This window comes from Allobosea sp. P2_B12 (genome assembly GCF_056404835.1).
Window position 1 is genome coordinate 183,155 of the sequence record NZ_JBFUDG010000004.1, and the last position, 25,857, is coordinate 209,011.

24 protein-coding genes are annotated in these 25,857 nt (G+C 66.0%); 10 read left to right on the forward strand and 14 right to left on the reverse strand.

The features are described from left to right. Positions 1 to 73: 73 nt before the first annotated feature. On the forward strand, positions 74 to 865 hold the full coding sequence (locus AC1DYU_RS12580; protein ID WP_476791919.1) for a phytanoyl-CoA dioxygenase family protein: 792 nt from the start codon (positions 74 to 76) through the stop codon (positions 863 to 865). Positions 866 to 1,113: 248 nt separating this feature from the next. Beyond that, positions 1,114 to 1,455: a hypothetical protein gene (locus AC1DYU_RS12585; RefSeq protein WP_476791920.1), complete on the forward strand. Its 342-nt coding sequence runs from the start codon at positions 1,114 to 1,116 to the stop codon at positions 1,453 to 1,455. 33 nt (positions 1,456 to 1,488) lie between these two features. Here AC1DYU_RS12585 and AC1DYU_RS12590 read toward each other — a convergent pair whose 3' ends face one another. Genes AC1DYU_RS12590 through AC1DYU_RS12600 form a run of 3 tightly spaced genes read right to left on the reverse strand, consistent with a single transcriptional unit; the run spans position 1,489 to position 6,652 of the window. Further along, positions 1,489 to 4,719 carry an efflux RND transporter permease subunit gene (locus AC1DYU_RS12590; RefSeq protein WP_476791921.1) on the reverse strand — a complete coding sequence of 1,077 codons (3,231 nt, stop codon included), beginning with the start codon at positions 4,717 to 4,719 and terminating at the stop codon, positions 1,489 to 1,491. Between the two features lie 11 nt (positions 4,720 to 4,730). After that, positions 4,731 to 5,924 carry an efflux RND transporter periplasmic adaptor subunit gene (locus AC1DYU_RS12595; RefSeq protein ID WP_476791922.1) on the reverse strand — a complete coding sequence of 398 codons (1,194 nt, stop codon included), beginning with the start codon at positions 5,922 to 5,924 and terminating at the stop codon, positions 4,731 to 4,733. 59 nt (positions 5,925 to 5,983) lie between these two features. Further along, on the reverse strand, positions 5,984 to 6,652 hold the full coding sequence (locus AC1DYU_RS12600) for a TetR/AcrR family transcriptional regulator (protein ID WP_476791923.1): 669 nt from the start codon (positions 6,650 to 6,652) through the stop codon (positions 5,984 to 5,986). A gap of 267 nt (positions 6,653 to 6,919) precedes the next feature. On the opposite strand from AC1DYU_RS12600, the gene AC1DYU_RS12605 reads away from it, so the two are divergent. Next, positions 6,920 to 7,726, forward strand: coding sequence for a glutamine amidotransferase (locus tag AC1DYU_RS12605; RefSeq protein WP_476791924.1), 807 nt, complete (start codon positions 6,920 to 6,922; stop codon positions 7,724 to 7,726). Beyond that, positions 7,723 to 8,961 (forward strand): NAD(P)/FAD-dependent oxidoreductase, encoded by a 1,239-nt coding sequence (locus AC1DYU_RS12610; protein ID WP_476791925.1) that lies wholly within the window; start codon positions 7,723 to 7,725, stop codon positions 8,959 to 8,961. Before AC1DYU_RS12605 ends, AC1DYU_RS12610 begins: the two co-directional genes overlap by 4 nt. Positions 8,962 to 9,130: 169 nt before the next feature. Here the strand turns inward: AC1DYU_RS12610 and AC1DYU_RS12615 are convergent, their stop codons facing one another. The 8 genes from AC1DYU_RS12615 to secA all read right to left on the reverse strand — a co-directional run bounded on the left by AC1DYU_RS12615 (position 9,131) and on the right by secA (position 18,421). Beyond that, positions 9,131 to 9,919, reverse strand: coding sequence for a succinate dehydrogenase iron-sulfur subunit (locus AC1DYU_RS12615; protein WP_476791926.1), 789 nt, complete (start codon positions 9,917 to 9,919; stop codon positions 9,131 to 9,133). A 24-nt stretch (positions 9,920 to 9,943) separates the two neighbouring features. Continuing rightward, complete coding sequence (locus AC1DYU_RS12620; protein WP_476791927.1) at positions 9,944 to 10,864, reverse strand: hypothetical protein; 921 nt, start codon at positions 10,862 to 10,864, stop codon at positions 9,944 to 9,946. After that, positions 10,865 to 12,697 (reverse strand): succinate dehydrogenase flavoprotein subunit, encoded by a 1,833-nt coding sequence (gene sdhA, locus AC1DYU_RS12625; protein ID WP_476791928.1) that lies wholly within the window; start codon positions 12,695 to 12,697, stop codon positions 10,865 to 10,867. It abuts the gene before it with no gap. Between the two features lie 4 nt (positions 12,698 to 12,701). After that, positions 12,702 to 13,091 (reverse strand): succinate dehydrogenase, hydrophobic membrane anchor protein, encoded by a 390-nt coding sequence (sdhD, locus tag AC1DYU_RS12630; protein WP_476791929.1) that lies wholly within the window; start codon positions 13,089 to 13,091, stop codon positions 12,702 to 12,704. Positions 13,092 to 13,102: 11 nt separating this feature from the next. Continuing rightward, the gene (sdhC, locus tag AC1DYU_RS12635; protein ID WP_476791930.1) at positions 13,103 to 13,498 is read right to left on the reverse strand and encodes a succinate dehydrogenase, cytochrome b556 subunit; all 396 of its coding nucleotides are present in this window, start codon (positions 13,496 to 13,498) and stop codon (positions 13,103 to 13,105) included. Positions 13,499 to 13,717: 219 nt separating this feature from the next. Continuing rightward, positions 13,718 to 14,791, reverse strand: coding sequence for a MaoC family dehydratase (locus AC1DYU_RS12640; RefSeq protein WP_476791931.1), 1,074 nt, complete (start codon positions 14,789 to 14,791; stop codon positions 13,718 to 13,720). A gap of 106 nt (positions 14,792 to 14,897) precedes the next feature. Beyond that, entirely contained in the window at positions 14,898 to 15,497 is a 600-nt protein-coding gene (locus tag AC1DYU_RS12645) for a hypothetical protein (RefSeq protein ID WP_476791932.1), read from the reverse strand. A 152-nt stretch (positions 15,498 to 15,649) separates the two neighbouring features. Beyond that, positions 15,650 to 18,421, reverse strand: coding sequence for a preprotein translocase subunit SecA (secA, locus tag AC1DYU_RS12650; protein ID WP_476791933.1), 2,772 nt, complete (start codon positions 18,419 to 18,421; stop codon positions 15,650 to 15,652). A 394-nt stretch (positions 18,422 to 18,815) separates the two neighbouring features. Between secA and AC1DYU_RS12655 the strand changes: the two genes are divergently transcribed. From AC1DYU_RS12655 to mutT, 5 genes are all read left to right on the forward strand, one after another. After that, positions 18,816 to 19,664, forward strand: coding sequence for a peptidylprolyl isomerase (locus AC1DYU_RS12655; protein WP_476791934.1), 849 nt, complete (start codon positions 18,816 to 18,818; stop codon positions 19,662 to 19,664). A gap of 114 nt (positions 19,665 to 19,778) precedes the next feature. Beyond that, complete coding sequence (argJ, locus tag AC1DYU_RS12660; RefSeq protein WP_476791935.1) at positions 19,779 to 21,029, forward strand: bifunctional glutamate N-acetyltransferase/amino-acid acetyltransferase ArgJ; 1,251 nt, start codon at positions 19,779 to 19,781, stop codon at positions 21,027 to 21,029. Further along, positions 21,010 to 21,939: a DMT family transporter gene (locus AC1DYU_RS12665; RefSeq protein WP_476791936.1), complete on the forward strand. Its 930-nt coding sequence runs from the start codon at positions 21,010 to 21,012 to the stop codon at positions 21,937 to 21,939. The genes argJ and AC1DYU_RS12665 overlap by 20 nt, the downstream gene beginning before the upstream one ends. Continuing rightward, on the forward strand, positions 21,936 to 22,460 hold the full coding sequence (locus tag AC1DYU_RS12670) for a peptidase associated/transthyretin-like domain-containing protein (protein ID WP_476791937.1): 525 nt from the start codon (positions 21,936 to 21,938) through the stop codon (positions 22,458 to 22,460). The genes AC1DYU_RS12665 and AC1DYU_RS12670 overlap by 4 nt, the downstream gene beginning before the upstream one ends. 11 nt (positions 22,461 to 22,471) lie before the next feature. Then, positions 22,472 to 22,876 (forward strand): 8-oxo-dGTP diphosphatase MutT, encoded by a 405-nt coding sequence (mutT, locus tag AC1DYU_RS12675; protein WP_476791938.1) that lies wholly within the window; start codon positions 22,472 to 22,474, stop codon positions 22,874 to 22,876. Positions 22,877 to 22,894: 18 nt separating this feature from the next. Here the strand turns inward: mutT and AC1DYU_RS12680 are convergent, their stop codons facing one another. Together AC1DYU_RS12680 and AC1DYU_RS12685 are read right to left on the reverse strand one after the other, a co-directional pair. Then, on the reverse strand, positions 22,895 to 23,542 hold the full coding sequence (locus AC1DYU_RS12680) for a DUF930 domain-containing protein (protein ID WP_476791939.1): 648 nt from the start codon (positions 23,540 to 23,542) through the stop codon (positions 22,895 to 22,897). Positions 23,543 to 23,725: 183 nt separating this feature from the next. Continuing rightward, complete coding sequence (locus AC1DYU_RS12685) at positions 23,726 to 24,937, reverse strand: winged helix-turn-helix domain-containing protein (RefSeq protein ID WP_476791940.1); 1,212 nt, start codon at positions 24,935 to 24,937, stop codon at positions 23,726 to 23,728. Positions 24,938 to 25,128: 191 nt separating this feature from the next. Between AC1DYU_RS12685 and AC1DYU_RS12690 the strand changes: the two genes are divergently transcribed. Further along, positions 25,129 to 25,353 (forward strand): hypothetical protein, encoded by a 225-nt coding sequence (locus tag AC1DYU_RS12690; RefSeq protein WP_476791941.1) that lies wholly within the window; start codon positions 25,129 to 25,131, stop codon positions 25,351 to 25,353. Positions 25,354 to 25,566: 213 nt separating this feature from the next. Here AC1DYU_RS12690 and AC1DYU_RS12695 read toward each other — a convergent pair whose 3' ends face one another. Then, the gene (locus AC1DYU_RS12695; RefSeq protein WP_476791942.1) at positions 25,567 to 25,848 is read right to left on the reverse strand and encodes a hypothetical protein; all 282 of its coding nucleotides are present in this window, start codon (positions 25,846 to 25,848) and stop codon (positions 25,567 to 25,569) included. Between the last annotated feature and the right edge of the window lie 9 nt (positions 25,849 to 25,857).

A 25,857-nucleotide genomic window follows, 5' to 3' on the forward strand; every position in this document is an offset into this window, starting at 1 on the left:
GTCGTTCCGGCGCTCCCGCGCCGATTGGATCAACACGGCTCCGCCGATGCGAGAGCCGCATGGAGAATGTGTCATGCCCAAAGCCGATCCTGTCGGCCTGACCATCGGTCAGGTCCGAAGCTTCATCGACGACGGCTTCGTCAAAATCGAAAACGCCTTCAGCGCCGCGCTTGCACGGGAATGCCGGGATGCGTTGTGGGCCGATATCGGCCTGTCGCCGAGCCACCAGGAAAGCTGGACCAGACCCGTCATCCGGGTTGCTTCGAAATCCTCGCCACCCTTCATCCAGGCCGCCAATACGCCGGTCCTGCACAAGGCCTTCGACCAGCTTATCGGGGAAGGCCGCTGGCTCGCGCCTAGGGGATTGGGGACCTTTCCGATCCGCTTTCCCTCGCCGGAAGCCCCCGGCGACGATGGCTGGCATGTCGATGTGAGCTTTGGCACCGACAATCCCGATTTCATGGAGTGGCGGGCCAATGTGAAAAGCAGCGGGCGGGCCTTGCTGATGCTCTTCCTGCTCTCGGATGTCGGCTCCGACGATGCGCCCACGCGGATCCGCAAGGGCTCGCATCTGACCATCGCGCGCGAGTTGCTGCCTTATGGCGACGGGGGCGCGACGCTCAGGCAGCTCTCCGCCGATGGCTACGCCTCCACGGCGGGCTGCGAGATTGAACAGGCGACGGGCGCGGCAGGCACGGTCTATCTGTGCCACCCGCTCCTGGTCCATGCCGCACAGCCTCACCGAGGCAGGCAGCCGCGCTTCATGGCGCAACCGCCGCTGTTCCCGGCGGGTGAGTTCGATCCGGCCTTGCCGCCATCACCCGTTCAGATCGCCATCCGTCAGGCTTGCGGACTGACACTCTGAACCGAGCAACATCCGGGACAGCTCGGCGGTCCCGGATGTTGCCTTTCGTTCCGCCGTCACCCGCGGCGGCGACGCTGGCTCGCCTGCAGCCTCGGGCCAGCGGCACACTCCGGCCGACTGATCGCCGACCTCCCTGTCACCCCGCGCAGATCGGGAGTAGGATCGTGTCCCACGCAAGGAAGCCTCGCCGCCCTGAGGACGCTTCGTCCGCGGCCTTCGGCCAGGCGTTTTGACGCGAGGACAGGCTCATGCGCCCTCTTGCCTCGATCGCTGTCGCGCTGGTGTTGACGGCCGCAGCGACGGATGCGCGCTCGCATCAGGCCGCCAGCGGCTGGGATTATCCGTTCGAATGCTGTTCCGGTGCCGATTGCGCTCAGATCGACGCGGGGGCCGTCAGGGAGATCCCATCAGGCTTCGTCGTCACGGTCGCGCCAGGACAGCATCCGATCTGGTCGACGGAACGCCGCGAGCCTCTCATCCTCGAAATCCCCCATCCGACAGCGCGGCTCTCGCCGGATGGGAAATGGCATCTCTGCATCAACGATGCCGGCGAGATGCTCTGCTTCTTCTCACCCGGCGGCGGCTCGTGACGCCACCGGCCGGCCTTGTGAGTTCTTGGTCTCTCACTCTGCCGCCAGGCGCGGCGGCGGCAGCGGCAGCTTCATCTGCGTTGCGCCATCCTTCGGCGTCGGCTGCCCGTCATGCTCGTGGATCGTCTCCCACTGGCTCTCGTCTTCCGGCTTGCTGAAGAAGCGGCCGAAGAGCCAGCCCGTGCCCTTCGAGAGATCGTCCATCACCGCATAGAAGGACGGCACGAAGACGAGCGAGAGCACGGTCGAGACGATCAGACCGCCGATCACCGCGACCGCCATCGGGGCGCGGAACTCGCCGCCATCGCCGACGCCATAGGCCGAGGGCAGCATGCCCGCCGCCATCGCGATCGTCGTCATCACGATCGGGCGGGCGCGCTTGCGGCCGGCCTCGAGCAGGGCGGTACGGCGGTCCTTGCCGCGGCCCTCCTCCTCGACCGCGAAATCGACCAGCATGATCGCGTTCTTGGTGACGATGCCCATGAGCATGAGCAGGCCGATATAGACCGGCATCGAGACCGGGTTGTGGGTCGCCAGCAGCGCGATGACCACGCCGCCGAAGGAGAGCGGCAGCGAGAGCAGGATCGTGATCGGCTGGAACACCGAGCCGAACAGCAGGATCAGCACCGCCAGCACCAGCATCAGCCCGGTCGCCATCGCGGTGATGAAGCCCTGCACGACCTCGCCCTGGATCTCGGCGTCGCCGGTCGCAGCGATGAAGACGCCTTCCGGCAAGCCGACCTCCTTGACGATCTGCTGGAAGGTCTCCTGCGCCGTACCGAGCTCGAAGCCGCGCTTCAGATCGGCACCGATCTGCGCCCGGCGGACGCGGTCATAGCGGTCGATCGAGCTCGGCCCCTCGCCGAAGCCGATATCGGCGACGGCGGTGAGCGGGATCGAGACGCCGTTCGTGTTAGTGACGCGCAGCGCCGCGATGTTGCGGATGTCGGTGCGGGCCGCCTCGTCGAGCTGGACGCGGATCGGCACCAGCCGGTCGCCCGCGTTGAACTTGGCGAGATTGGCGCCGACATCGCCGATGGTGGCGACGCGCACGGCTTCCGAGATCGACTCCGCGGTGACACCGAGATTGGCGGCCTGCTCCAGCTTCGGCGTCACCCGCAGTTCCGGCCGGCTGAGCGAGCCCGCGGTCGCGACGTTGAGATAGCCGTCGACCTTGCGCATCCGCGCCTCGATCTTCGCCACCGCGGCATCGAGCGCCTCTCCGTCCCGGGACATGATCGAGAAGGCCATCTCGCGCTCGCCGCGCTCGTTGACATACCAGGCCCGGGCATCGGGCACGCTGGCGAGCTTCTCGGCGATGACGACCTTGAGGTCCTTCTGCCGCGCCTCGCGCTCGGCCTTGGGCTTGAGCAGGATGGTGACGGCGGCGCGGCGCACCTCGCGCTGGCCGGTCGGCGAGGCGCCGCCGAGCACGAAGACATTGGTGACCTCGGGCATCTCGCGCAGCCGGTCGACGATCTGGTCGGTGGTGACGCGGGTGTCCTCCAGCGTCGAGCCCGGCGGCAGCTCGACCGAGGCCACCACGCGCGAGGTGTCCTCGTCGGGGATGAAGCCAGTCGGCAGGAGCGAGGTCGCCTGGATCGAGGCGAAGAGGAAGCCGAAGCCAAAGACCAGCGTCAGATAGGCCGTGTTGAAGGGCAGCTTGCGCCAGCGGCCGGTGCCGTCGAAGCGCGGCACGAGCGGGATATCGCGCCGCGCCAGCGTGCCGCGCAGCATGCCGACATAAGCCCGCATGACCAGCCCGTCCTTGGCGTCGTCATGCTTCACCGGCTTCATCAGATAGGCCGCCATCATCGGCGTGATCAGCCGCGCGACGAGCAGCGAGAACAGCACCGCGACCGCAACCGTCAGGCCGAACTGGCGGAAATACTGGCCGGCGACGCCGCTCATGAAGGAGACCGGCGCGAAGATCGCGACGATCGTCAGCGTGATCGCGATGACGGCGAGCCCGATCTCGTCGGCGGCTTCCATCGCAGCGCGATAGGGCGATTTGCCCATCTTCATGTGCCGGACGATGTTCTCGATCTCGACGATGGCGTCGTCGACCAGGATGCCGGTGACCAGCGTGATCCCGAGCAGGCTGACGAGGTTGAGCGAAAAGCCCATCAGCTCCATCGCCCAGAATGTCGGGATGGCCGAGAGCGGCAGGGCAATCGCGGTGATCAGCGTCGCGCGCCAGTTGCGCAGGAACAGGAAGACGACGAGCACGGCCAGGCCGGCCCCTTCCAGCAGCGTCTCCATCGCGGCCTTGTAGTTGCCATAGGTATAGGCGACCGCGTCGTCGATCGGCTTCAGGGCGATGTCGGGGAAGCGCTTGTTGAGCTCGTCGAGCCGCGCCGCGACGACATCCTTGACCGAGAGCTCGCTCGACCCCTTCGAGCGGAAGACCGCGAAGGTCACGACGGGCTGCTTATTCAGCCGGCCGAAGGCGCGCGGCTCCGAATTGCTGTCCTCGACGCGGCCGAGCTCCTTCAGGCGGACCTCGCGGCCGCCGGTCAGGGTGATCTTGGTCTCGGCGAGTTCGGCGACGGTGCGTGCGCCGGCAAGCGTGCGGATCGCCTGCTCCTGCCCGCCGACCTCGCCGCGCCCGCCGGCGAGATCGACATTGGTGGCGCGGATCTGGCGGTTGACCTCGCCCGCCGTGGTGCCGAGCGCCAGCAGCCGGTCGGGATCGAGCGATATCCGGATTTCACGATCGACGCCGCCATAGCGCTCGACCCGGCCGACGCCCTTCAGCCCCTGCAATTCGCGCGCGACGACATCGTCGACATGCCAGGAGAGCTGCTCCAGCGTCATGCCGGTCGAGGAGGCGCCATAGGTCAGGATCGACTGGCCCTCGACATCGATGCGCTGGATGATCGGCTCGTCGATGGTCCGCGGCAGGTCGGCCCGGATCTTGGCGATGGCATCCTTGACGTCGTTGACGGCGCGGTCGGTGTTGGTCTCCAGCCGGAACTCGATCAGCGTCACCGAGGACCCGTCGGTCAGCGTCGAGACGACATGCTTGACGCCGGTGATGTTGGCGACGGAATCCTCGACGCGCTTTGAGACCTGGCTTTCGAGTTCGGCCGGCGCGGCACCGGACTGCGTCACGGTGACCGAGACCAGCGGCACGTCGATATTGGGGAAGCGCGTGACCGGCAGCTTCGAGAACGAGAGCAGCCCGAGCACGCAGAGCACCACGAAGAGCAGGATCGCGGGAACCGGCTTGCGGATCGACCAGGCAGAGAAATTGATGTCCACGTCGTGCCCCGTCAGTTCGTCGCGACAGGCGTGATGATGTCGCCGTCGCGGACAAAGGTGCCGGCGCGCGCCACCACCGTTTCGCCTTCCGTGAGCCCGGCGGCGATCTCGGCCCGGCCGGCCCCGGTGAGCCCGAGCGTGACCGTCTTGGTCGTCACCTTGCCGTCGCTGACGCTCTGCACGGTCGCGCCCGAACGGGCATAGGTGATGGCCGAAAGCGGCAGGGTGATGCTGGTCTTACGGCCGGTCTCGATCACGCCGCGCGCAAACGAGCCGATCGCGACCGGCGGGTTGCCGATCAGAGCGACCCGTACCCGACCGAGCCGCGAGGCCTTGTCGACCTCGGGCGCGATCAGGCGGATCGTGCCCGCCAGCGCCTGCGTCGCGCCCGCCGACATCACCGCCACCGGCTGCCCGAGCTTGATGCCCGGCAGTTCGACCTCGGCGACCTCGGCCTCGAGCTCGACTGCGCCATCCTCGATGATGCGGAACAGCGGCTCGGTCGCGGACATGGCGGCGGTCGCGCCGAGCCTGGCAGTGCGGCGGCTGACGATGCCGCCCTTCGGCGCCTTGATCTCGGTGCGGGCGAGCCTGACCTCGATATCGCGGCCCTGCGCCTTCGCCAAAGCGAGATCGGCGGTCGCGATGGCCAGCGCCTGCTTCGAGGAGTTGAGCTTGGCCTCGGCGGCCCGGGCGACGGCGTCGCGCTGGTCATAGGTCTCGTTGGAGACGTTGCCGGTGCTGCGCAGGGCCTTGGTGCGGTCGAAATTGTTGTTGGCGGCGACAAGATTGGCCTGCGCCTCGGCGATTTGCGCATTGGCCTGGGCGACGCCGGCATCGGCCCGCGCGATCTGCGCATCGTTCTGGGTCTTCTGGACCTCCAGGGTCGTGCGCGAGAGCCGCGCCAGCACCTGCCCGGCGGCCACGCGATCGCCCTCCTCGGCCAGGATCGCGACGATGGACAGGCCATCGACCTCGGGCTGCACCTGGACCTCGTCGCGCGCGATCATCGAGCCGGACACCACGACGCTCTGGACGATCTCCGAGACCTTCGCCTTGGTCACGGTCACGGAGGGGCCGGCCGCCGGCCCGCCCTGCACGGAGGCGGCGGCGGGGGTCTGGGCCTGCACCACACCGGCATGCCCGGCGGCGAGCGCCAGCAGCGACAGGCCGACGATGCGGGAAACGGTGAGAACAGGCGACATCGAACGGGCTTTCCGGGTGGGCGCGCGGGTGAAAGAGCGGGTGAGCGAGGATGCGGTGATCACAGCGTGGGGCCCTCGGATTCGGGCAGCAGCAGCACCTGCGCCAGGCCACGCATGGCCTTGAACAGAGTGTCCGCCGCCATGACGGCGTCGAAGCCGGGATCGGTGGCGCGGCGACAGAAGAAGCCATCCGCCATCATGAAGATCGCCTGGAGGAAACGGGCGTCGTCGAGATTGGCCGGCAGCTCGCCGCTCGCCTTGGCACCGGCGATGGCGAAGGCGAGTCCACCGATCACCGTGCTGTCGATCGAGGCGCACATCTCAGCCATTTGCGGATTGCGGGCGGCCTCGGCCCAGATCTGCATGCAGATGATGGCCTTCTCGCGCGGCTCCTCGATGAGATGCTTGCGCCCGAGCGTCTCGAGCTGGTCGAGCACATTGCCCTTGCCTGGATCGAGATCGGCAAAATCCGCAGCGATCAGCGTGCGGTCGCGCTCGGCCATCCCTGCGATGATCGCGTCCTTCGAGACGAAGTAGCGGTAGAGATTGCCCGGGCTCATGCCCGCCTCGGCAGCCACGTCCTGCATCGTCGCGGCATGGAAACCGGCGCGCGCGAAGACGCGCTCGGCCGCGTCCAGAATGCGGATCTGGCGCTCCGATGGGCCGCGCTCGGGGGCGGGGGTGGCCGGTGCGCGCTCGGGCGCGTCAAGGGCGATGAACGACTGCACGCAGAACCTTCAACGATGAGAATGAACGTTCATTCTCATGACGGCAGTCCCGGGCCAAGTCAAGCAGAGCTTGCCGAAAGATGGTTTCCGGATTGTTGCCGACCAGATCGGCGCCTCAATCCGGCATGCGCTCCAGGCGGTCTCGCCATGCGGCTGCGGCCCATAAATTGCTTGCCTCACCCGTATTGCGACCGCATTCTCAGGCCATGCCATCGCGTGCTGCGTATGTCCCCTTCAAGACCGCTCCCCGGCGACCCTGATCTCGCGATGAACGACCACGCACTTTTGACCCCTCCCATCCGCAAGCTTCGCGCAACGTCCCGGCCGCGCGGTCCTGCGCTCAAGCTGCCGCCGCTCAAGCCCGTGCTGATCGTGCTGCATCAGGAGCATTCGACGTCGGGACGCGTCGGCCGCCTGCTCCAGGCGCGCGGGCATACGCTCGACATCCGCAAGCCGCGCTATGGCGACCCGCTGCCGCAAACCATGCGGGACCATGCCGGCGCCGTGATCTTCGGCGGGCCGATGGGCGCCAACGACCCCGATGATTTCGTCAAGACCGAGATCGACTGGATCGGCACCTGCCTCAGGGAGGACGCACCCTTCCTCGGCATCTGCCTGGGCGCGCAGATGATGGCCAAGCATCTCGGCGCCCGCGTCTACACCCATGGCGAGGGCCGCGCCGAGGTCGGCTACTACAGGCTCGACCAGACCGACCATGGCAGGCTCCATGCCGCCGAGGCCGGATTCGACTGGCCCGGCACGGTCTACCAGTGGCATCGCGACGGCTTCGATTGCCCGACGGGCGCCGAGTGCCTTGCCACCGGCGGCGATTTTCCGGTGCAGGCGATCAAGGCCGAGTCGCGCTGCTATGGCATCCAGTTCCACCCGGAGGTCACACCGGCGATGATGTGCCGCTGGTCGATCCGCGGCCATGAGCGCACCCTGATGCCCGGAGCCCAGCTCCGGCATCTGCATCTCGATGGCTGGTATCAATACGACCCGGCGATCCGGCTCTGGCTCGACGGCTTCCTCGACCATTGGCTCAAGGCACCCGTCGAGGCAGCAAGCGCGTGACCCGTACAGCCATTGTCCTCGGCGCCGGCATGGTCGGCGTCTCCTGTGCGCTTTCGCTCCAGAAGCGCGGCTTCAACGTCACCCTGATCGACCGGCGCGAGCCCGGCCGCGAGACCTCCTATGGCAATGCCGGGGTGCTGGCCCGCTCCTCGATCGCGCCCCTCAACAATCCCGGCCTGTTCGGCAAGCTCACGAGCTATCTCGGCAATCGCCATCCGGCGCTGAACCTGAACTGGAAGCGGGCGCTGACGCGACCCGGCTGGCTGCTGCGTTTCCTTTGGGAAGCGCGCCCCGCGCCGGCCGCCGCTCGGATCGCCGCGCTGGATTCGCTGACCGCCAGCACGGTCGAGCGCCATCGCGCCTTGATGGCGCAGGCCGGAATCTCGCATCGCCTGCGCGAGACCGGCACGCTCAAGGTCTGGCGCACCGAGGCCGGCCATGAAGCCGCCAAGGCCGAGCATGATTTCCTGAAGCAACACGGCATCGCCTCGCAGGTGCTCGACCGGCAGGGCATCTCGGGCGTCGAGCCCGCCCTCAACCCGATCTTCCACGCCGGCCTGCTCTGCCTCGAGAACGCATCGGTGGATTCGCCGGGCGCCGTCACGCAGGCCTATGCCGAACTCTTCGCGCGAGCCGGCGGCAGGATCGAACAGGCGCAGGTCGAAAAGCTGACCCGCACCACCAGCGGCTGGCAGGCGCAGACGGCAGACGGCAACTTCGAGGCCGAGATCGCCGTCGTCGCGCTCGGCCCCTGGAGCATGGATCTGCTCGCGCCGCTCGGCCTCGACAGCAAGCTCGATGTCGAGCGCGGCTATCACCGCCATCTCCAGGCCGAGAAAGGCGCGAGCCTCGCCCGTCCGGTCTACGATGTCGACGCCGCCTATTTCATGGCGCCGATGGAGCAGGGCTACCGCATCACCAGCGGCGTCGATCTCAGCGACCGCGACGCGCCCGACAACCACCGCCAGATCGACATGGTCACGAAGAGCGCGCGCGAGGCCTTCCCACTGGCCGAATTCAAGGGCGAAACTTGGCGCGGCGCGCGGCCGACCCTGCCGGACTCACTGCCGATGATCGGCGAGGCCCCGCGCCATCCGGGCCTCTGGCTCGCCTTCGGCAACCAGCATATCGGCTTCTCGACCGGCCCGATCACCGGCGAGATCATCGCGGCGCTGGTCTGCGGCGAGACGCCGCCAGCGGACCCGAAGCCCTTCGCGCCGGGACGGTATCTCTGATCGTCGCGCGGTAGAACCACGTCGTCATCCCGGACAAGCCGCAAAGCGGCGCCGATCCGGGATCCATTCCGGAGCGCTCGCTGGAGAGGTTCCGGAATGGATCCCGGGTCTCCCTGCGGTCGCCCGGGATGACCCGCACCAAAACTGGCACGGGAGAATGCCGGCCGGCTCAGAGCTGGCGGGTCACCATCATCTTCTTCACCTCCGCGATCGCCTTCGCCGGGTTCAAACCCTTCGGGCAGGCATTCGCGCAGTTCATGATGGTGTGGCAGCGATAGAGCCGGAACGGATCCTCGAGATCGTCGAGCCGCTCGCCGGTCGCTTCATCGCGGGAATCGATCAGCCAGCGATAGGCCTGCAGCAGCGCGGCGGGGCCGAGATAGCGGTCGCCGTTCCACCAATAGCTCGGGCAGGAGGTCGAGCAGCAGGCGCAGAGAATGCACTCATAGAGCCCGTCGAGCTTCTCGCGGTCCTCTTTCCCCTGCGCCCATTCCTTTTCAGGCGCCGGCGTCGTGGTCTTGAGCCAGGGTTCGATCGAGGCGTGCTGCGCGTAGAAGCGCGTCAGATCCGGGACGAGGTCCTTGATGACGGGCATGTGCGGCAGCGGATAGATCGCGACCTTGTTGGCCTTGCCCCCGCATTCGTCGATGCCGGTGGTGCAGGCGAGACCATTCTTGCCGTCCATGTTCATGGCGCAGGAGCCGCAGATGCCCTCGCGGCAGGAGCGGCGGAAGGTCAGCGTCGGGTCGATCTTCGACTTGATCCAGATCAGCGCGTCGAGAACCATCGGCCCGCAATCCTCGCGGTCGACGAAATAGGTGTCGGTGCGCGGATTCTCGGTGTCGTCTGGGCTCCAGCGATAGACCTTGAACTCGGTCAGCTTGGCGGCCCCGGCCGGCTTCGGCCAGGTCTTGCCCGCGACGAGGCGGGAGTTCTGCGGAAGATTGAATTCGGCCATCTGTCAGATCGTCCTGTCGAAAACCTATGTGGGGAGCCCGGAAAAAAGGATCGATGTACCCGTCAAATCAAAATCAATTTTCTTGATCCCGTTTTCGCCCATAACGTCATAAATCAAACTTCCCGTTGGAACGGACGCATCGATTTTGGGGCAAACAACATATCGCTCACACGGTGCATTGGCCGCAGAATAGCAAATAACCTGCCCTATAGCTTGGAAGATTGATGTCGCAAGCGCGTCCGGCTTGATTTCGAATATTACCTTCTTACCCATTTTCTCAACGAAAATGTCAGGGCGGACCACTTTTGACCGGATTACTTTGAAGCCGGCATTTTCAAGCTGCTGTCGCAAGGCATTCACGATCGGCGCGTGCCGAGCGTCAAACTGTCCGCCCGAGCGCCATCCGCCTTTTTGCGCCCCCGGATCAATACCTGCCTTACTGTTGACAGGTACGACTCCAGCTTCAATGAAAGAGGATAAACTAACTGGACTCCGCGAGACGTGAAAATCGATGATTCTGGATATACAATCAGAAGAGCTTAAATCGCAGACTCCGAAATAAGGCTTTCCTGAGATAGTCCATTCTTTAAGCGAAAAGGGGCGCCCTCGGCCATCTCGGGGGAAAACTTTGCCGCTGTGGACAAGGAATACTCCATTCCCATCCGTTGCAATTCCGGCAGCAACCCTACCTTTGATTGAAAAAGGACTGAATGTAGTGAACTGCAGCAGCCGATTAGAAGTTAAATCCTCAAGATTTTCACTTCCGAGGCCGAGTCGGTCCTTTTCCTGAGAGTATATCCCGATAACGAAGTGGCCGAAACGATAACCGACGCGGCCCTTGATCCAAGGAAATGGCTCAGAATCAGATTCAGCTTCCAGCCTTTGCCTCAGAGAGGCAATCACTGGAATCTGCTCCTCCCGCGAGAGAAGGCTTAGGGTATCCATTCAATACACCCGCGCCTTGGGCTTGATGTACTCGATGTCGTTCGAGAGCGTGTAGGTGTGCACCGGACGATCGTCGAGCGAGACGGTGCGCTGCTCGTCGTCGATCCAGGCGAGCGTGTGCTTCATCCAGTCCTTGTCGTCGCGGTTCGGATAGTCCTCGCGGGCATGGGCGCCGCGGCTTTCCGGGCGCTGCAGGGCCGAGTCCATCGTCACCACCGCCTGGGTGATCAGATTGTCGAATTCCAGCGTCTCGATCAGGTCCGAATTCCAGATCAGCGAGCGGTCGGTCGTGCCGATGTCGGGCAACCCGTCCCAGACCTCGTGGATCAGCTTGTGACCCTCTTCCAGCGTCTCGCCGGTGCGGTAGACCGCGCAATTGTCCTGCATGATGCGCTGCATGCGCCCGCGCAGTTCGGCGGTCGGCGTGGCCCCAGAGGCGTTGCGATACTTGTCGAGGCGGGTCAGCGAAAGATCGGCCGAGTTCTTCGGCAGCTCCGGCTGCTTTTCGCCCGCCGTCACCGTCTCGGCGCAGCGCAGCCCGGCCGCACGGCCGAAGACCACGAGGTCGATCAGCGAGTTCGAGCCCAGCCGGTTGGCGCCATGCACAGAGACGCAGGCCGCCTCCCCGATCGCCATCAGGCCGGGAACCACGGTGTCGGGATTGCCGTCGACCTTGGTCAGGACCTCGCCGTGGAAGTTCGTCGGGATGCCGCCCATGTTGTAATGCACCGTCGGCAGCACCGGGATCGGCTCGCGGGTCACGTCGACGCCGGCGAATATCTTGGCGCTCTCGGAGATGCCCGGCAGGCGCTCATGCAGGATCTTCGGGTCGAGATGGTCGAGGTGGAGGTAGATGTGGTCCTTGTTCTTGCCGACGCCGCGCCCGCCCCGGATTTCCATGGTCATCGAGCGCGAGACGACGTCGCGCGAGGCGAGGTCCTTGGCTGACGGGGCATAGCGCTCCATGAAGCGCTCGCCCTCGGAATTGGTCAGGTAGCCGCCCTCGCCACGCGCGCCCTCGGTGATCAGGCAGCCGGAGCCGTAGATGCCGGTCGGGTGGAACTGCACGAACTCCATGTCCTGCAGCGGCAGGCCGGCGCGCAGCACCATGCCGCCGCCGTCGCCGGTGCAGGTATGGGCCGAGGTCGCCGAGAAATAGGAGCGGCCATAGCCGCCCGTCGCCAGGATCGTCTGCTGCGAGCGGAAGCGGTGCAGCGTGCCGTCATCGAGCTTGAGCGCGATCACGCCGCGGCAATGCCCGTCCTCGTCCATGATCAGGTCGATGGCGAAGTATTCGATGAAGAACTCGGTGTTGTAGCGCAGCGCCTGGCCATAGAGCGTGTGCAGCATGGCGTGACCGGTGCGGTCGGCCGCCGCGCAGGTGCGTTGGGCCGGCGGACCCTCGCCGAATTCGGTTGTCATGCCCCCAAAAGGCCGCTGGTAGATCTTGCCATCCTCGGTACGCGAGAACGGCACGCCCCAATGCTCCAGCTCATAGACGGCGGCTGGCGCGTTGCGAACGAGGTACTCGATCGCATCCTGATCGCCGAGCCAGTCCGACCCCTTGACGGTGTCGAACATGTGCCACTGCCAGGTGTCCTTGCCCATATTGCCGAGCGAGGCGGCGACGCCGCCCTGGGCCGCGACGGTGTGCGAGCGCGTCGGGAACACTTTTGAGATACAGGCGGTGCGCAAGCCAGCCTGCGAGCAGCCGACGGTAGCGCGAAGGCCGGCGCCACCGGCGCCCACGACGACGACGTCGAAGGTGTGGTCGGTGATCGCATAGGCCTGGCCGGCATAAGCCGGGACCGGACGGGACTTGGTGATCGCCATCGGATCAGCCTCCAAACGAGAGCTTCAGCACCGCGAAGACGCAAGCTGCGCCGACCGCGATCGCAAAGAAGGTATTGGCCATCACGGCAATGACCTTGAGGAGGCCATGCACGTAGTCCTCGATGATCACCTGCATGCCGATGCGCATATGCACGGTGGCCGAGAGGATGAAGAGCAGCATCAGGATCGAGACCGGCGGATAAGACAGCGTCGCGACCGCCGCCGGGTAGGGCTTGCCGACCAGCGAGATCACCACGCCGAGGAAGACCACGGTCAGAACGGCGTTCGAGACCGCCGTCAGGCGCTGCACCCAGAAATGCCCGGTGCCGGATTTGGCCGAGCCGAGGCCACGGACGCGGGCAAGCGGAGTGCGCAGGTTCGATTTGGACAGCATGATGCGGCTCCTCAGCGCGTGGCGAGCACGATGGCCCAGAGGAGCAGGGTCAGCCCTCCCGAGACCGCGACGCTGTACTTTGCCAGGTTCATCCGCATGGCAGGGTCGTAGCCCCGGCCGGTATCCCAGACGAGGTGGCGCAGGCCTCCCATCATGTGGTGCAGCAGGACGAAGCAGTAGCCGAACAGGATGATCCGCCCGATCCAGGATCCGGCGATGGCCTGTGCGGTCTCGAAAGCCGCCGGTCCCGACGCGGCCGCAACCAGCCAGAACGCGACCAGGAGAGTGCCGCCATAGAGCGCGCAACCGGTGGCCCGATGCGCGATCGACATCGCCATGGTCCAGGACCAGCGATAGATCTGCAGATGCGGCGAAAGCGGGCGCGCCGCCTGTTTGACCTCGGCCAAGATCGTTCTCCGACTCAGATGGCCCTGCAGCAGGCCTTATCCATTTGGGATCGTTCTAGAGTGTCTGGCTCTGTAACGAAACCGGAACCCTGCTGCAATGCGACATGGCCGCGGTGAAGTGACAGACAACATAATCTGTCATTCGTTAGCGAAATCCGGTACCGGATGCGAAAAGTGGCTACCCGCTTTTTTGTATTTTTATCCGGCTCCAACTCCTGCTTATCGCGGAACCAGCGCCCAGTAGTCGAGATCGAGGATGACGTCGGCGGCGTACTGATCGCCCGATTTCAGCGGGTGGTCGGCGCAAGCGCGGTTCTTGGTCGCCACCAGCCGCAGCCGCAACGCCCCGACATCCGTGCGATCGGGCAGTTCCGCCACCTCCAGCACCTCGCTCCAGGCGAAGACCGTGTCGCCGGCAAACAGCGGCGCGACATGGCGCCCGCCATTGATCGCGGCGATGTGGAAGGCGTTGCCCAGCCCGTTGAAGGACAAGGCCCGCGCCAGGCTGATGACATGGCCGCCATAGATCAGCCGCTTGCCGAAGCGGGTCTCACGCGCGCCATGGGCATCGAAATGCACCTTGGCGGTGTTCTGATAGAGCCGTGTCGCGATCTGGTGCTCGGCCTCTTCCACCGTCATGCCGTCGACATGGTCGATGCGCTCGCCCACCGCATAATCGCCCCAGCGGAAGGCCGAGCCGGCCAATGCATCGTCATAGGCGGTGAGATCAAGCGCGGGGCAACCCTGGCCGAGTTCCTCCGGCAGCACCGCCTTGGGCAGGTCCGGCACCTGTTCGGCATGGGCCGGCGTGCCCGGCTGGCGCTTGCGCACCAGCACCCAGCGCGCATAGCTCAGCACGATCTCGCCCTGCTGGTTGCGGCCGACCGAGCGGACATAGACGATTCCCGCATCGCCGGCCGAGGTCTGCTTCAGGCCGATCACCTCCGACATGGTCGAGAGCGTGTCGCCCGGAAAGACCGGCTTCAGGAAGCGCCCGTCGGCATAGCCGAGATTGGCGACGGCATTGATCGAGACGTCGGGCACCGTCTTGCCGAAGACGATATGGAAGACCAGCAGATCATCGACCGGGGCGGCGGGATAGCCGATCGCCCTGGCGAAGGCATCCGAGGACTGGACTGCGAAACGCGGTCCATAGAGCGCGGTGTAGAGCGAAACGTCGCCCGACGTGACCGTGCGCGGCGTCGCATGGACGATCATATCGCCAAGATGGAAGTCCTCGAAGAAGCGACCAGCACTGGTCTTCGGGACGGGATGGCTGGCTGATCCGGACATGGCTCGCTCGCGATGGGCTAAGCCTGAGTGTGCCCTCCACCGCCCGCCAGCGTCCAGCCCCGCAGCGATACGACGAAGGACCGGGGGGGGTATGACCGGCTCGGGATCAGTTTGACTGCTGCGGCAGCAACCAATCGCGATAGCTGGTCGCGAAATTCTGGGTCAGCCGGTCGATAGGATCCGCCATGACGGCCGCATCGACCAAGGTGCCGCCGATGCCCTGGCCTGCCAGCGCGATCGTCCGGAATTCCGGGTAGGCCAGGATCGTCGAGCCGGTCTTGGCGTCGACCAGCGTCACATCCGCGACCAACTCATGGTGACCGCCGACCACAAGACGCTGGATGACCGAGGCCATATAGAGCCGGCGGAGATGGACGACGACCCTTGCGGGGCGTTGTCCTGCCAGGACCGGCTTGAGCTGCTGCTCAAGTGCCGCGTTGATCTTCGCCGTGACAGCCTTCGCGACGAAGGCGCGCGCCTCGGGTGTTTTGGAGAGCTCCTCCGAGTCGCTTTCCGAAAGACCCTTGCTGCGAGCGAAAGCGCGGTCGCCATCGCCCCACCACAAGGTCGTCGCGTCGCCGATATCGACATTCACAGCGGCGAGGCGAAGAGACTCGACCTGTTGCTGGGCAAGCGGATTCTGGACGGTGTTGCACCCGGCAAGGACGGCAGCGAGGAAGCAGAGCGATACGAGGCGGGTGATCATGACCATGTCCCAAGGGGTGAGGGGCAGGGATAGATCGCGCTCGCTTCCGTTAGCCAGTGCCGCGACGCCCTCCGCGCTGCGCTTCCACAGCTTTCCGTGACGATCACGCCATCGCCCGCGCCGCGCCCGTGCCCGGGCGAAAGGCGGCAGCGTCAGACGTACTGCCCGTGGCAGTGCTTGAACTTCTTGCCGGAGCCGCAGGGGCAGGGCTCGTTGCGGCCGACCTTGCCCCAGCTCGACGGATCGTCGGGGTTGCGGTCGAGCACAGCGACATCGCCTTCGATCGCGGCGAACTGCATGTCGCCCGAGCCGTAATCGCCGAAGGGCGACGGCAGCGTGTCCTGCGGCGGCGGGCCAGCCTCCTCCGGCTGCTCGAAGCGGACCTCGATGCGCATCAGATTGCCCGTCACCTGCTCGCGCAGGCGGTCGGTCAGGGAATCATAGAGCTCGAAGGCCTCCTGCTTGTATTCCTGCAGCGGATCGCGCTGGGCATAGCCGCGCCAGCCAATGACCTGACGGAGATGGTCCAGCGTGACGAGATGCTCGCGCCAGAGCGTGTCGAGCGTCTGCAGCAGGACCTGCTTCTCGACATAGACCATCACCTCTTCGGTGTTGCGCGCGATGCGCGCGGCATAGTCCTCGTCGGCGAGCTTGCGGATGCGCTCGCGCAATTCGGCATCGGCGATGCCCTCTTCCTTCGCCCATTGCTCGATCGGCAGGTCGAGATTGAGGAACTGCATCACGCCTTCCTTGAGGGCAGCGGTGTCCCACTGCTCGGGATAGGCTTCCTCGGGGATATGGCGGGCGACGAGGTCCTCGGCGACGCCCTGGCGCATGTCGTCGATCGTCTCGCGCACGCTGGCCTGGCGCATGAAGTCGCGGCGCTGCTCGAACACGACCTTGCGCTGGGAGTTCATCACGTCGTCGTATTTCAGGATGTTCTTGCGGACGTCGAAATTGCGCGCCTCGACCTTGCCCTGCGCCTTCTCGACCGCCTTGTTGATCCAGGGATGGACGATCGCCTCGTCCTCCTTGAGGCCGAGCTTCGTCAGCATCCCGTCCATGCGATCGGAGCCGAAGATCCGCATCAGATCGTCCTGCAGCGACAGGAAGAACTTGGACCGGCCCGGATCGCCCTGGCGGCCGGCGCGGCCGCGCAGCTGGTTGTCGATGCGGCGGCTCTCATGGCGCTCGGTGCCGACGATGTAGAGCCCGCCGGCCTTGATCACGCGCTGCTTGAAATCGACGACTTCGGCGCGGATTTCCGCCTCGCGCCGCGTGCGCTCCTCGCCCTCGGGCATGTCGCCGAGATCGTGCTTGATGCGCATGTCCGCATTGCCGCCGAGCTGGATGTCGGTGCCGCGGCCGGCCATGTTGGTGGCGATGGTGATGACGCCGGGCGCCCCGGCCTGCGCCACTATATAGGCCTCCTGCTCATGGAAGCGGGCATTCAGCACGGCGAAATAATTCGACGGCTTGCCCTGGCGGGCGGCGGCGTAGATCGGCTCCAGCGCATTCGGCGCCGAGAAGTCGATCTGCTGGAAGCCGTCCTTTGTCAGCATCTCGGCGACGAGTTCCGAGCGCTCGATCGAGGTGGTGCCGACCAGCATCGGCTGGCCGAGCTTCTGAGCTTCCTTGATCTCGCGGATGACGCCGCGGACCTTCTCCTCGAAGGTGCGGTAGACCTCGTCATCCTCGTCCTTGCGCGAGACCGGCAGGTTGGTCGGGATCTCGACGACCTCGAGCTTGTAGATCTCGAAGAATTCGTCGGCCTCGGTCGAGGCCGTGCCGGTCATGCCGGCGAGCTTGGAATAGAGCCGGAAATAATTCTGGAAGGTGATCGAGGCCAGCGTCGCGTTCTCGGGCTGGACGGTGACGTGTTCCTTGGCTTCCAGGGCCTGGTGCAGGCCCTCCGAATAGCGCCGGCCCGGCATCATGCGGCCGGTGAACTCGTCGATGATGACGACCTCATCGCCGCGGACGATGTAGTCCTTGTCGCGCGTGAACAGCGAATGCGCACGCAGCGCCTGGTTGACGTGGTGGACCAGCGTGACGTTGGCGGCATCGTAGAGGTCGCCCTCCTTGAGCAGGCCAGCCTCCCGCAGCAGCTCTTCGATATGGTCGTTGCCGGCCTCGGTCAGCGAGACCGTGCGCTGCTTCTCATCGACCTCGAAGTCACCCGCCACCAGGCCCGGCAGGATCTTGTCGATCGTGACGTAGAGGTCGGACTTGTCGTCGAGCGGGCCCGAGATGATCAGCGGCGTGCGGGCCTCGTCGACCAGGATCGAATCGACCTCGTCGACGATCGCGAAATGGTGGCCGCGCTGGCTCATCTGCGCGACCTCGTACTTCATGTTGTCGCGCAGATAGTCGAAGCCGAATTCGTTGTTGGTGCCGTAGGTGATGTCGCAGGCATAGGCGCGCTGGCGCTCCTCGTCGTCGATGCCGTGGACGATGATGCCGACGGTCAGTCCGAGGAAGTTGTAGAGCTTGGCCATCCACTCGGCGTCGCGGCGGGCGAGATAGTCGTTGACCGTGACGACATGGACGCCCTTGCCTTCGAGCGCATTCAGATAGGTCGGCAGGGTCGCGACCAGCGTCTTGCCCTCGCCGGTCTTCATTTCGGCGATGGCGCCCTCATGAAGCACCATGCCGCCGATCAGCTGAACGTCGTAGGGACGCTGGCCGAGCACGCGCTTGGCCGCTTCGCGAACCGTAGCGAAGGCCGGAACCAGCAGGTCGTCGAGCTTGACGCCATCGGCGATCTGCTGCCGAAACGCGGCCGTGCGCGCCTGCAAAGCCTCGTCGCTGAGGCCTGAGACCTCATTTTCCAGCGCGTTGATCGCGGCAACGCGGGGGCCATAGCCCTTGACGCGCCGGTCGTTCGACGAGCCGAAGAGTTTCTTTGCGAGCGCGCCAAGCATGTTGGGCCTTTCGGTGGTATGGCTTTGAGCCGCGCGGACGCTTGCCCGCGTGCAGCCGAAAACCTGAATTCTCAATGCGACCGCGTGTTTAGACGCGTGCGGGTGCGGGGTCCAGCGCTGCCTTGCGACGGTTTTGCGCCTCGCGCCGGGCGCGCCGCCCAAGACAACCGGATTTCGCCGGGATGTAAGGTTTCCCGGCGACGCTTCCAAGACCATCCTGCAAGACCATGCTGGACGGGAGACGCAAAATGCAGCGGCGCCCGACACCGGCCGATCAGCAAAGCTTCGTGATGCCTGCATGCCAGGCGCTTCGCGCGCCTTGCCTTTGCCGCGTTCAACTGGCAGTGCAGCCGCGAACAGGATTTCGGCTCTATTTAGGTAAAGGGCATCCCCCATGAAGTCGTTTCGTCTCGGCACGCTGTCCTTCGGGCTCGCGCTCGTCGCCGCCTCGCCTGTCTTTGCGCAGGCCGACAAGGTCATCGCCAGGGTCGATGGCATGAACATCACGGAGCGCGAGATCGCGCTGGCGACGGAAGATCTCGGTGAGCGCCTGGCCCAGCTTCCCGACGAGCGCAAGCGCGACGAGGTGGTCAATTATCTCGTCGACCTCAAGCTCGGCGCCAAGGCAGCGATCGCCGCGAAGACGGCCGATAGCCCGGATTTCGCCGCCCGCCTCGCCTATTTCCGCGAGAAAGTGCTGCTCGACCAGTACCTGACGTCCGAGGCCAAGAAGGCCGCGACGCCGGAAGCCGCCAGGAAGCTCTACGACGAGACCACCAAGGCGATGGCGCCCGAGGAGGAGGTCAATGCCCGACACATCCTCGTCGAGGACGAGGCCCAGGCCAAGGCCGTCGCCGAGCGCCTGAAGAAGGGCGAGGACTTCGCCAAGGTCGCAGCCGAGCTCTCCAAGGATCCCGGCTCCGGCAAGGAGGGCGGTTCGCTCGGCTGGTTCACCAAGGACCGCATGGTGCCGGAATTCGCCGAGGTCGCCTTCAAGCTGACCAAGGGCCAGGTCTCCGACCCCGTGAAGAGCCAGTTCGGCTGGCACGTCATCAAGCTCGAGGACAAGCGCAACAAGCCGCTGCCGGAATTCGCAGCCGTGAAGCCGCAGATCGACCAGTATCTTGAGCGCAAGGCGCAGCAGGACATGATCGTCGCGCTGCGCGAGAAGGCCAAGGTCGAGCGCCTCGACCAGCCGGCAGCGCCCGCCACGCCGGCGCCGACCGAGCCCAAGAAGCCCTGAGCCGCAGGGCGCGGCGCCCATCCGGTCAAGATTGGAAGGGCGGCCTCACGGCCGCCCTTCTTGTTTTCGTCATCGGCCTGCGGCACACCGGCCTCCCGCACAGGAGATGCCACGATGGCCGGCAAGGATGTCCCCGTTTCCCCGCTCGCGCCCAAGCGCCAGCCCAAAGTGCCGCCGGTTCCGGGCGTCCGCTTCGCCACCGCCGAGGCCGGCATCAAGTACAAGGGCCGCACCGATGTCTGGCTGGCGGTGCTCGACGAGGGCACGCAGGTCGCCGGCGTCTTCACCCGCTCGAAATGTCCGTCCGCGCCTGTCGACTGGTGCCGCGAGAACCTCAAACAGGGCTCGGCGAGGGCCGTTGTCGTCAATTCCGGCAACGCCAATGCCTTCACCGGCCTGAAAGGCCGCGATTCAGTCGCGCTCACCGCCAAGATCGCCGCCAAGGCCGCAGGCTGCAAGCCTGAGGAGGTCTTCATCGCCTCGACCGGCGTGATCGGCGAGCCGCTCGATGCGAGCAAGTTCGAAGGCGTGCTGCAGGACTGCGCCAGCCGCGTCGCCGACGGCCCCTGGATCGACGCGGCGCGTGCGATCATGACGACCGACACCTTTCCCAAGGCCCTGACGCGCAAGGCGAAGATCGACGGCCACGAGGTCGTGCTCGCCGGCATCGCCAAGGGCGCCGGCATGATCGCGCCCGACATGGCGACGATGCTCTCCTTCGTCTTCACCGACGCCCCAATCGCCGCCCCGGCGCTGCAGGCGCTGCTGTCGAAGGGCGTGAAGGGTTCGTTCAACGCCGTGACGGTGGACAGCGATACCTCGACCTCCGACACGCTGATGCTGTTCGCCACGGGCAAGGCTGCAGCGCGCGGCGTGCCCGCGATCACCGAGATCGGCGATGCCCGACTGTCCGGCTTCAAGCGCGCCCTCAACTCCCTCCTGCTCGAACTCGCCCATCTCGTCTGCAAGGATGGCGAAGGCGCGCGCAAATTCGTCGAGGTCCGGGTCGCCGGCGCCGCCTCCTCGCGCTCGGCCAAGCGCGTCGCGCTTTCGATCGCCAATTCCCCGCTGGTCAAGACCGCCATCGCCGGCGAGGACGCCAATTGGGGCCGCGTCGTCATGGCCGTCGGCAAGGCTGGCGAACCGGCCGATCGCGACACGCTCGACATCTCCTTCGGCGACATCATGGTGGCGCAGCAGGGCGCCCGCGCGCCGTCCTATGACGAGAATGCCGTCTCCGACTACATGAAGGGCGAGCACATCGTCATTACCGCCGATCTCGGCATCGGCCGCGGCAAGTCCGTCGTCTGGACCTGCGACCTGACCAAGGCCTATGTCGAGATCAATGGCGACTATCGCTCCTGACGGGTTACCGGCGCTCGAGCCCAGCCGCGGGTTCATCGCCGTCAATCTCCTAGTCTGCTCGTTCTTCTGGGGCTCGAGCTATCTCTTCATCAAGCTGATGAGCGGGCAGGTCTCGCCCTTCGCCATCGCGGCGGGGCGAGGCCTGCTCGGCGCCGCCTCGCTTGCGCTCTGGCTGCGCTGGCACGGCCAGAGCCCGCTGCCCCGGCGCGACGAGATCATGCACTGGTTCATCCTCGGCGTGACCAATGGCTGGCTGCCCAACACCCTCGTCGCCTATGCGCTGATCCAGTTGGCGAGCGGCCCTGCCGCAATGATCCAGGCGGGCGGACCGCTGATCACCGCCCTCTCCGCGCATCTGATCTTCGCCGAGGAGCGTCTCGACCGGCGCCGCCTCTGCGGCATCCTCGTCGGCCTGGCCGGCGTCGCGCTGCTGATTGGCCCGCGCCTGTTCGAGGGCGGCGCGACGACGCTGAGCGTGCTCGCCATGGTCGCAACCATGATCAGCTACGCCGCCGGCAACATCTATGTCCGGGCCGTGCCTGCCGCCTCCGGCGATCCGATGCGGCTCGCCCTCGGCCAACAGGTCTTCTCGGGTGCCGGCGGCCTGCTCCTGACGCTAGTCTTCGTCGGTCCGGCCACGCTCCTCAAGCTCGTTGATCATTGGGCCGCCCTGCTCATGCTCGGCGTCGCCTGCACGGCTGTGCCGATGGCCGTGTTCATGCGCCTGATCCGGGCCGCCGGGCCGACCCGCGCGGCGATGGTGGGCTACCTCGTCCCGGCCGTCGCAGCGGTGATGGGCGTCGTTGTGCTGGGGGAAACGCTGGAGTTGCGGCAGGTCGCGGCAGGTTGCATCATCCTGATCGGCGTCTTCATGGTGACGACAGCGCCACGGGGGGCACGGCTGGGATGAGGATCGCGTTCGTTGCGGCCGGGCTGCTGGCTGCCGGCATGGCAATCGTTGCGGCAGGCTGCGTCGAGCGCAAGCCGGCGACCGTCGCATTCTCCGTCGCAGAGGCGGCCTTCATCAAGAAGACCGGCACGACGACGATCAGCGGCCACGCCTTCCGCACCAAGCCGAGCGCCGTCGTCGTGAATGCGGCAGGCGAGGTCGTGCGCCTGATTCCGGCCACCGCCTATGCCCGCGAGCGCTTCCGCAATCTCTTCGGCACCCGAAAATACATTCCCCATCGCGAGTATCCGCGCGACGACAATCCAGACTCCGCCTATGCCGAATACACCCGCACCACCAAGGCCGAATCCAACGGCCGCTTCGGCTTCGAGAACGTAGCTCCGGGCGAGTATTTCCTGACGACCCAGATCATCTGGGGCGACGAGGACGCCCTCTTCCGCGAGGGTGGTCTGGTCTATGACAGCGTCACCGTGACGGGTAAGGAGACGCAAGCCATCCACGTCATCCTCTCCGGATCCTGAGCCCGACCCTCGTGAAGCTGCTCCTCGTCGTCGCCTGCGCCCTGATCGATGCCGACAACCGCGTCCTCGTCGCGCAACGCCCGGAAGGCAAGGCGCTGGCGGGACTGTGGGAGTTCCCCGGCGGCAAGCTCGAACCCGGCGAGCGGCCCGAGCCGGCGCTGATCCGCGAACTGGCGGAAGAGCTCGGCATCACGGTCAAGGAAGACTGCCTGGCGCCGCTGACCTTCGCCAGCTTCGCCTATCCCGAGTTCCACCTGCTGATGCCGCTCTATATCTGCCGGCGCTGGGAGGGCACGGTCACCTCGCGCGAAGGGCAGGCGCTGAAATGGGTCCGCCCCGGCAAGCTTCGGGAGCTTGCCATGCCGCCCGCCGACGAACCGCTGATCCCGCATCTGGTCGATCTGCTCGGAGCGTAAGGCCACCCCCTGCCGGCCTTAATGGATCTCCGGCAGGTTGAGCTCCCGCCATAGCGAGCGCGGCACAGGCTCGCCGACCCGGAATTCGAACGCGACCACGCGGCTTCGATCCCGGCTGAACTCGCAGGTGAAGCGCAAATCGTACCAAAGCTTCCCGCTGCGAAACACGGCGCCCTCGGCCCGAAGCGCCCGTTCCGACAGGCTGACATCCGACCGCGCGTAGGCGGTCACCCTGTCCGGCGCAAACGCGCCCTTCCAGGCGTGGATCTGACTCATCGCCTCGATCCCGCAAAGCTGCTCGATGCGCTCATCTGCCGCCAGATGCGGCAGCATCTCGCGCGCCTGCCGGCTCAGCGGATTGGCGAGCGCCTCGGCTGCCATCATCCGGCTAGCCCGGATCATCCCGTCCGGCTCTGACGGCGGCACGACCGCCGGCGCCTGCTGTACGGACGGAGGGGCCGGCTGGACCGGCTGCGGGATCGGCGGCGCCTCGACTGGCTTCGGCCGCGTCATCGCATCGAAGGCGCCGGGCGTCAGCAGCTCGACATCGATGCGGCTCTCCGGAAGCGGCGGCACCTCGACCAGCGGCCGCATGGAGATCAGCCCGAGCGCCGCCAGAAGCAGGAGATGCAACAGCGCCGCGCCGGGCAAGGCGGATCGCGACATCCTGCTCGGCGCCACGACCCGCCGCATTCAGCGCGACGCCACCGCGATGGCGGACATCATGGCAAAAGGGCTGGGTTTCACCGGACGGCTCCCGTCTGCTTGCCGTTCGGCCCGGCCAAAGGCGCTTCGCAAATCGGCGATTTTGCGGCGGCGCGCGAGAAACGCGTCAGAAGGCCGGCGCGATCACAGCTCCTCGTCCAGAAGTTCCGCCTCAATCGGCTCAAGCCCGGCATCGACCGGGCCGCTGGCAAGCTGGAACCGCTCGAACCGCTCCAGCGCCGCCTCGATCCGGGCTTTCCTTTCCGCGCTCTCCTGCCCTTCGAGCCATGTCCATTGCTGGATCAGGAGCTTGCCGGCCTGGCGATCGGTCTTCAGGTCGAGCACCGCGACGACCGCGTCGTCGATCAGGACCGGCAGGCCGAAATAGCCGAAGATGCGCTTCTCCTTCGGCAGATAGGCCTCGAAGGCGTGGGCGTAGCCGAAGAACAGCTTCAGCCGCTTGCGCTGGATGATCAGTGGATCGAAAGGCGAAAGGATATGGACGAGGCCCGGCTCAGGCGCGTCCACGGCTACGGCGCTGTCGCGCGGCATCCAGTGCGGCACCGTCGACTCGGCGACCTTGACCGGCATCAATTCGCGCCGCTTGACCCGCGCCGCGATCAGCTCCGCGACAGCCTTCTTGCTGGGTGCGTCGAGATGGCAGATCGAATCCAGGCTGACGACGCCCTGCGACCGCAAGGCGCGGTCGAGCAGATAGGCCGTGACCTGCCGCTCGGAGGCCGGTGTCGGCCGCTTCTCCCAGCCGAAATGCCGATCGAACAGCTCGTAGGTCTTGAGCATGCCCGAGCGCGCCGAGATCACCAGCTCGCCATCGTAGAAGGCGCGCTCCAGCAGGCCTTTCGAGGGTTTCTTGCTGGCCCAGAGATGCGCCTTCTCGACCAGCACGTCGGTGTCGATGTCGCGGATGGTCAGCGCCCCGTCGCGCCGGATGCGGCGTAAAAGCTTGCGGGTTTCCTCGCGCCCGCCCACGGCCGACCAGCGCTTCGGCTCCTCGCGGTGCGCCTTCATCGCACCGAGGAAATGGCGGATGTCGCGCGTCGGCACATAGGACAGCGCATGGGTCCAGTATTCGAAGACGCATCTGTCGACCGATTGCGCCTGCGCCAGATGCGCCCGCTCGTAAGCGGGGATGCGGCTGTGCAGGATGTGATGATGGCAGCGCTCGATCACGTTGATCGTGTCGATCTGGACATAGCCGAGATGCTCGACCGCAGCTTTGGTCGCTTCAGGCCCGGCACCAAACGGCTCCGCCACGTCAAGACGCTGGGCATTCAGCCAGATGCGGCGGGCCTCTTGCGGCGCAAGCGTAAGCGTTCTGGGCGTCCGGGGCGGCATAGCGACCTGTTCTGGGCGAAGCGGAGGAAGATGCTGCCGGAGACTAAGGGGCGGCGTCCAGGGATATGTCAGCAGCCGCGCCGGGTCTTTGCCAGCGGCTTGTTCCAGCGGGAACAGCGCGCGCCCGGCCACCTCCCTACAGCTTGCATCCATCGGCGGAACGGTTTCGCCGCTCCACCGGGGATGCCGCCATGTTCCGCAAGACCCTCATCACGGCGCTGATCGTCCTGATGTCGGCCGGCACGGTTCTGGCCAAGGTCCCGCTGGATGCGCCAAGCCGGCGCGACACCCTTGGCGCGCTGCATGTCCTCGGCGAACAGACCGCCCCCAAGCGCGTGCTGCGCTTCAAGGCGACCCGCCCGGTCAATCTGCGGAAAAGCGAGATCGAGCGGACCCGGCGCGTGAGGATCGGCTGAGAGGAGGCAGGTCAACATCTCCACCATCGTCGTACCCGCGACGTCATTCCGGGCGCAGCGCAGCGGAGACCCGGAATCCATCATAGGGCTAAAACGATCAAGGAACTTGGCTCTACGATGGATTCCGGATCGGCGCCGCTACGCGGCTTGTCCGGAATGACGGTGAGGTCGACGACAAGCCTTGGACACCGCTCGATCATATCGAGCCCAGCGTCAAAGACCCTCAACCGCCAGCATGTCCCGCAACGCCTCCGGCGTGGCCTCGGCCATCGCCATCTGCAGCTTGAACGCCTTCGTCTTCTCGCCGGGGTTCATCACCAGGATCACCGTCTCGCTGCCTGGACAGGCCGGATCGGCGCAGATGATCTCGTTGACCGCGATCGCGGCCGCCTCGGGCAGACCGAGCATCTCGCGCATCAGCGCCTTGATCCGCCCGGCCTGTTCCAGCGCCTGCGCCTTGTCGGACCCGCCTTTGCCGAACAGGCCGAAGCGCATCGGCGTCGC

Excerpts from the sequence above, each read along its gene's own strand:
- AC1DYU_RS12580 (WP_476791919.1), top strand. The coding sequence starts at position 74 with ATGCCCAAAGCCGATCCTGTCGGCCTGACCATCGGTCAGGTCCGAAGC.
- AC1DYU_RS12585 (WP_476791920.1), top strand. The coding sequence starts at position 1,114 with ATGCGCCCTCTTGCCTCGATCGCTGTCGCGCTGGTGTTGACGGCCGCA.
- AC1DYU_RS12595 (WP_476791922.1), bottom strand. The coding sequence starts at position 5,924 with ATGTCGCCTGTTCTCACCGTTTCCCGCATCGTCGGCCTGTCGCTGCTG.
- AC1DYU_RS12605 (WP_476791924.1), top strand. The coding sequence starts at position 6,920 with ATGAACGACCACGCACTTTTGACCCCTCCCATCCGCAAGCTTCGCGCA.
- AC1DYU_RS12615 (WP_476791926.1), bottom strand. The coding sequence starts at position 9,919 with ATGGCCGAATTCAATCTTCCGCAGAACTCCCGCCTCGTCGCGGGCAAG.
- AC1DYU_RS12620 (WP_476791927.1), bottom strand. The coding sequence starts at position 10,864 with ATGGATACCCTAAGCCTTCTCTCGCGGGAGGAGCAGATTCCAGTGATT.
- sdhA (WP_476791928.1), bottom strand. The coding sequence starts at position 12,697 with ATGGCGATCACCAAGTCCCGTCCGGTCCCGGCTTATGCCGGCCAGGCC.
- sdhD (WP_476791929.1), bottom strand. The coding sequence starts at position 13,091 with ATGCTGTCCAAATCGAACCTGCGCACTCCGCTTGCCCGCGTCCGTGGC.
- AC1DYU_RS12640 (WP_476791931.1), bottom strand. The coding sequence starts at position 14,791 with ATGTCCGGATCAGCCAGCCATCCCGTCCCGAAGACCAGTGCTGGTCGC.
- AC1DYU_RS12645 (WP_476791932.1), bottom strand. The coding sequence starts at position 15,497 with ATGATCACCCGCCTCGTATCGCTCTGCTTCCTCGCTGCCGTCCTTGCC.
- secA (WP_476791933.1), bottom strand. The coding sequence starts at position 18,421 with ATGCTTGGCGCGCTCGCAAAGAAACTCTTCGGCTCGTCGAACGACCGG.
- AC1DYU_RS12655 (WP_476791934.1), top strand. The coding sequence starts at position 18,816 with ATGAAGTCGTTTCGTCTCGGCACGCTGTCCTTCGGGCTCGCGCTCGTC.
- argJ (WP_476791935.1), top strand. The coding sequence starts at position 19,779 with ATGGCCGGCAAGGATGTCCCCGTTTCCCCGCTCGCGCCCAAGCGCCAG.
- AC1DYU_RS12665 (WP_476791936.1), top strand. The coding sequence starts at position 21,010 with ATGGCGACTATCGCTCCTGACGGGTTACCGGCGCTCGAGCCCAGCCGC.
- AC1DYU_RS12670 (WP_476791937.1), top strand. The coding sequence starts at position 21,936 with ATGAGGATCGCGTTCGTTGCGGCCGGGCTGCTGGCTGCCGGCATGGCA.
- AC1DYU_RS12680 (WP_476791939.1), bottom strand. The coding sequence starts at position 23,542 with ATGTCGCGATCCGCCTTGCCCGGCGCGGCGCTGTTGCATCTCCTGCTT.
- AC1DYU_RS12685 (WP_476791940.1), bottom strand. The coding sequence starts at position 24,937 with ATGCCGCCCCGGACGCCCAGAACGCTTACGCTTGCGCCGCAAGAGGCC.
- AC1DYU_RS12690 (WP_476791941.1), top strand. The coding sequence starts at position 25,129 with ATGTTCCGCAAGACCCTCATCACGGCGCTGATCGTCCTGATGTCGGCC.
- AC1DYU_RS12695 (WP_476791942.1), bottom strand. The coding sequence starts at position 25,848 with ATGCGCTTCGGCCTGTTCGGCAAAGGCGGGTCCGACAAGGCGCAGGCG.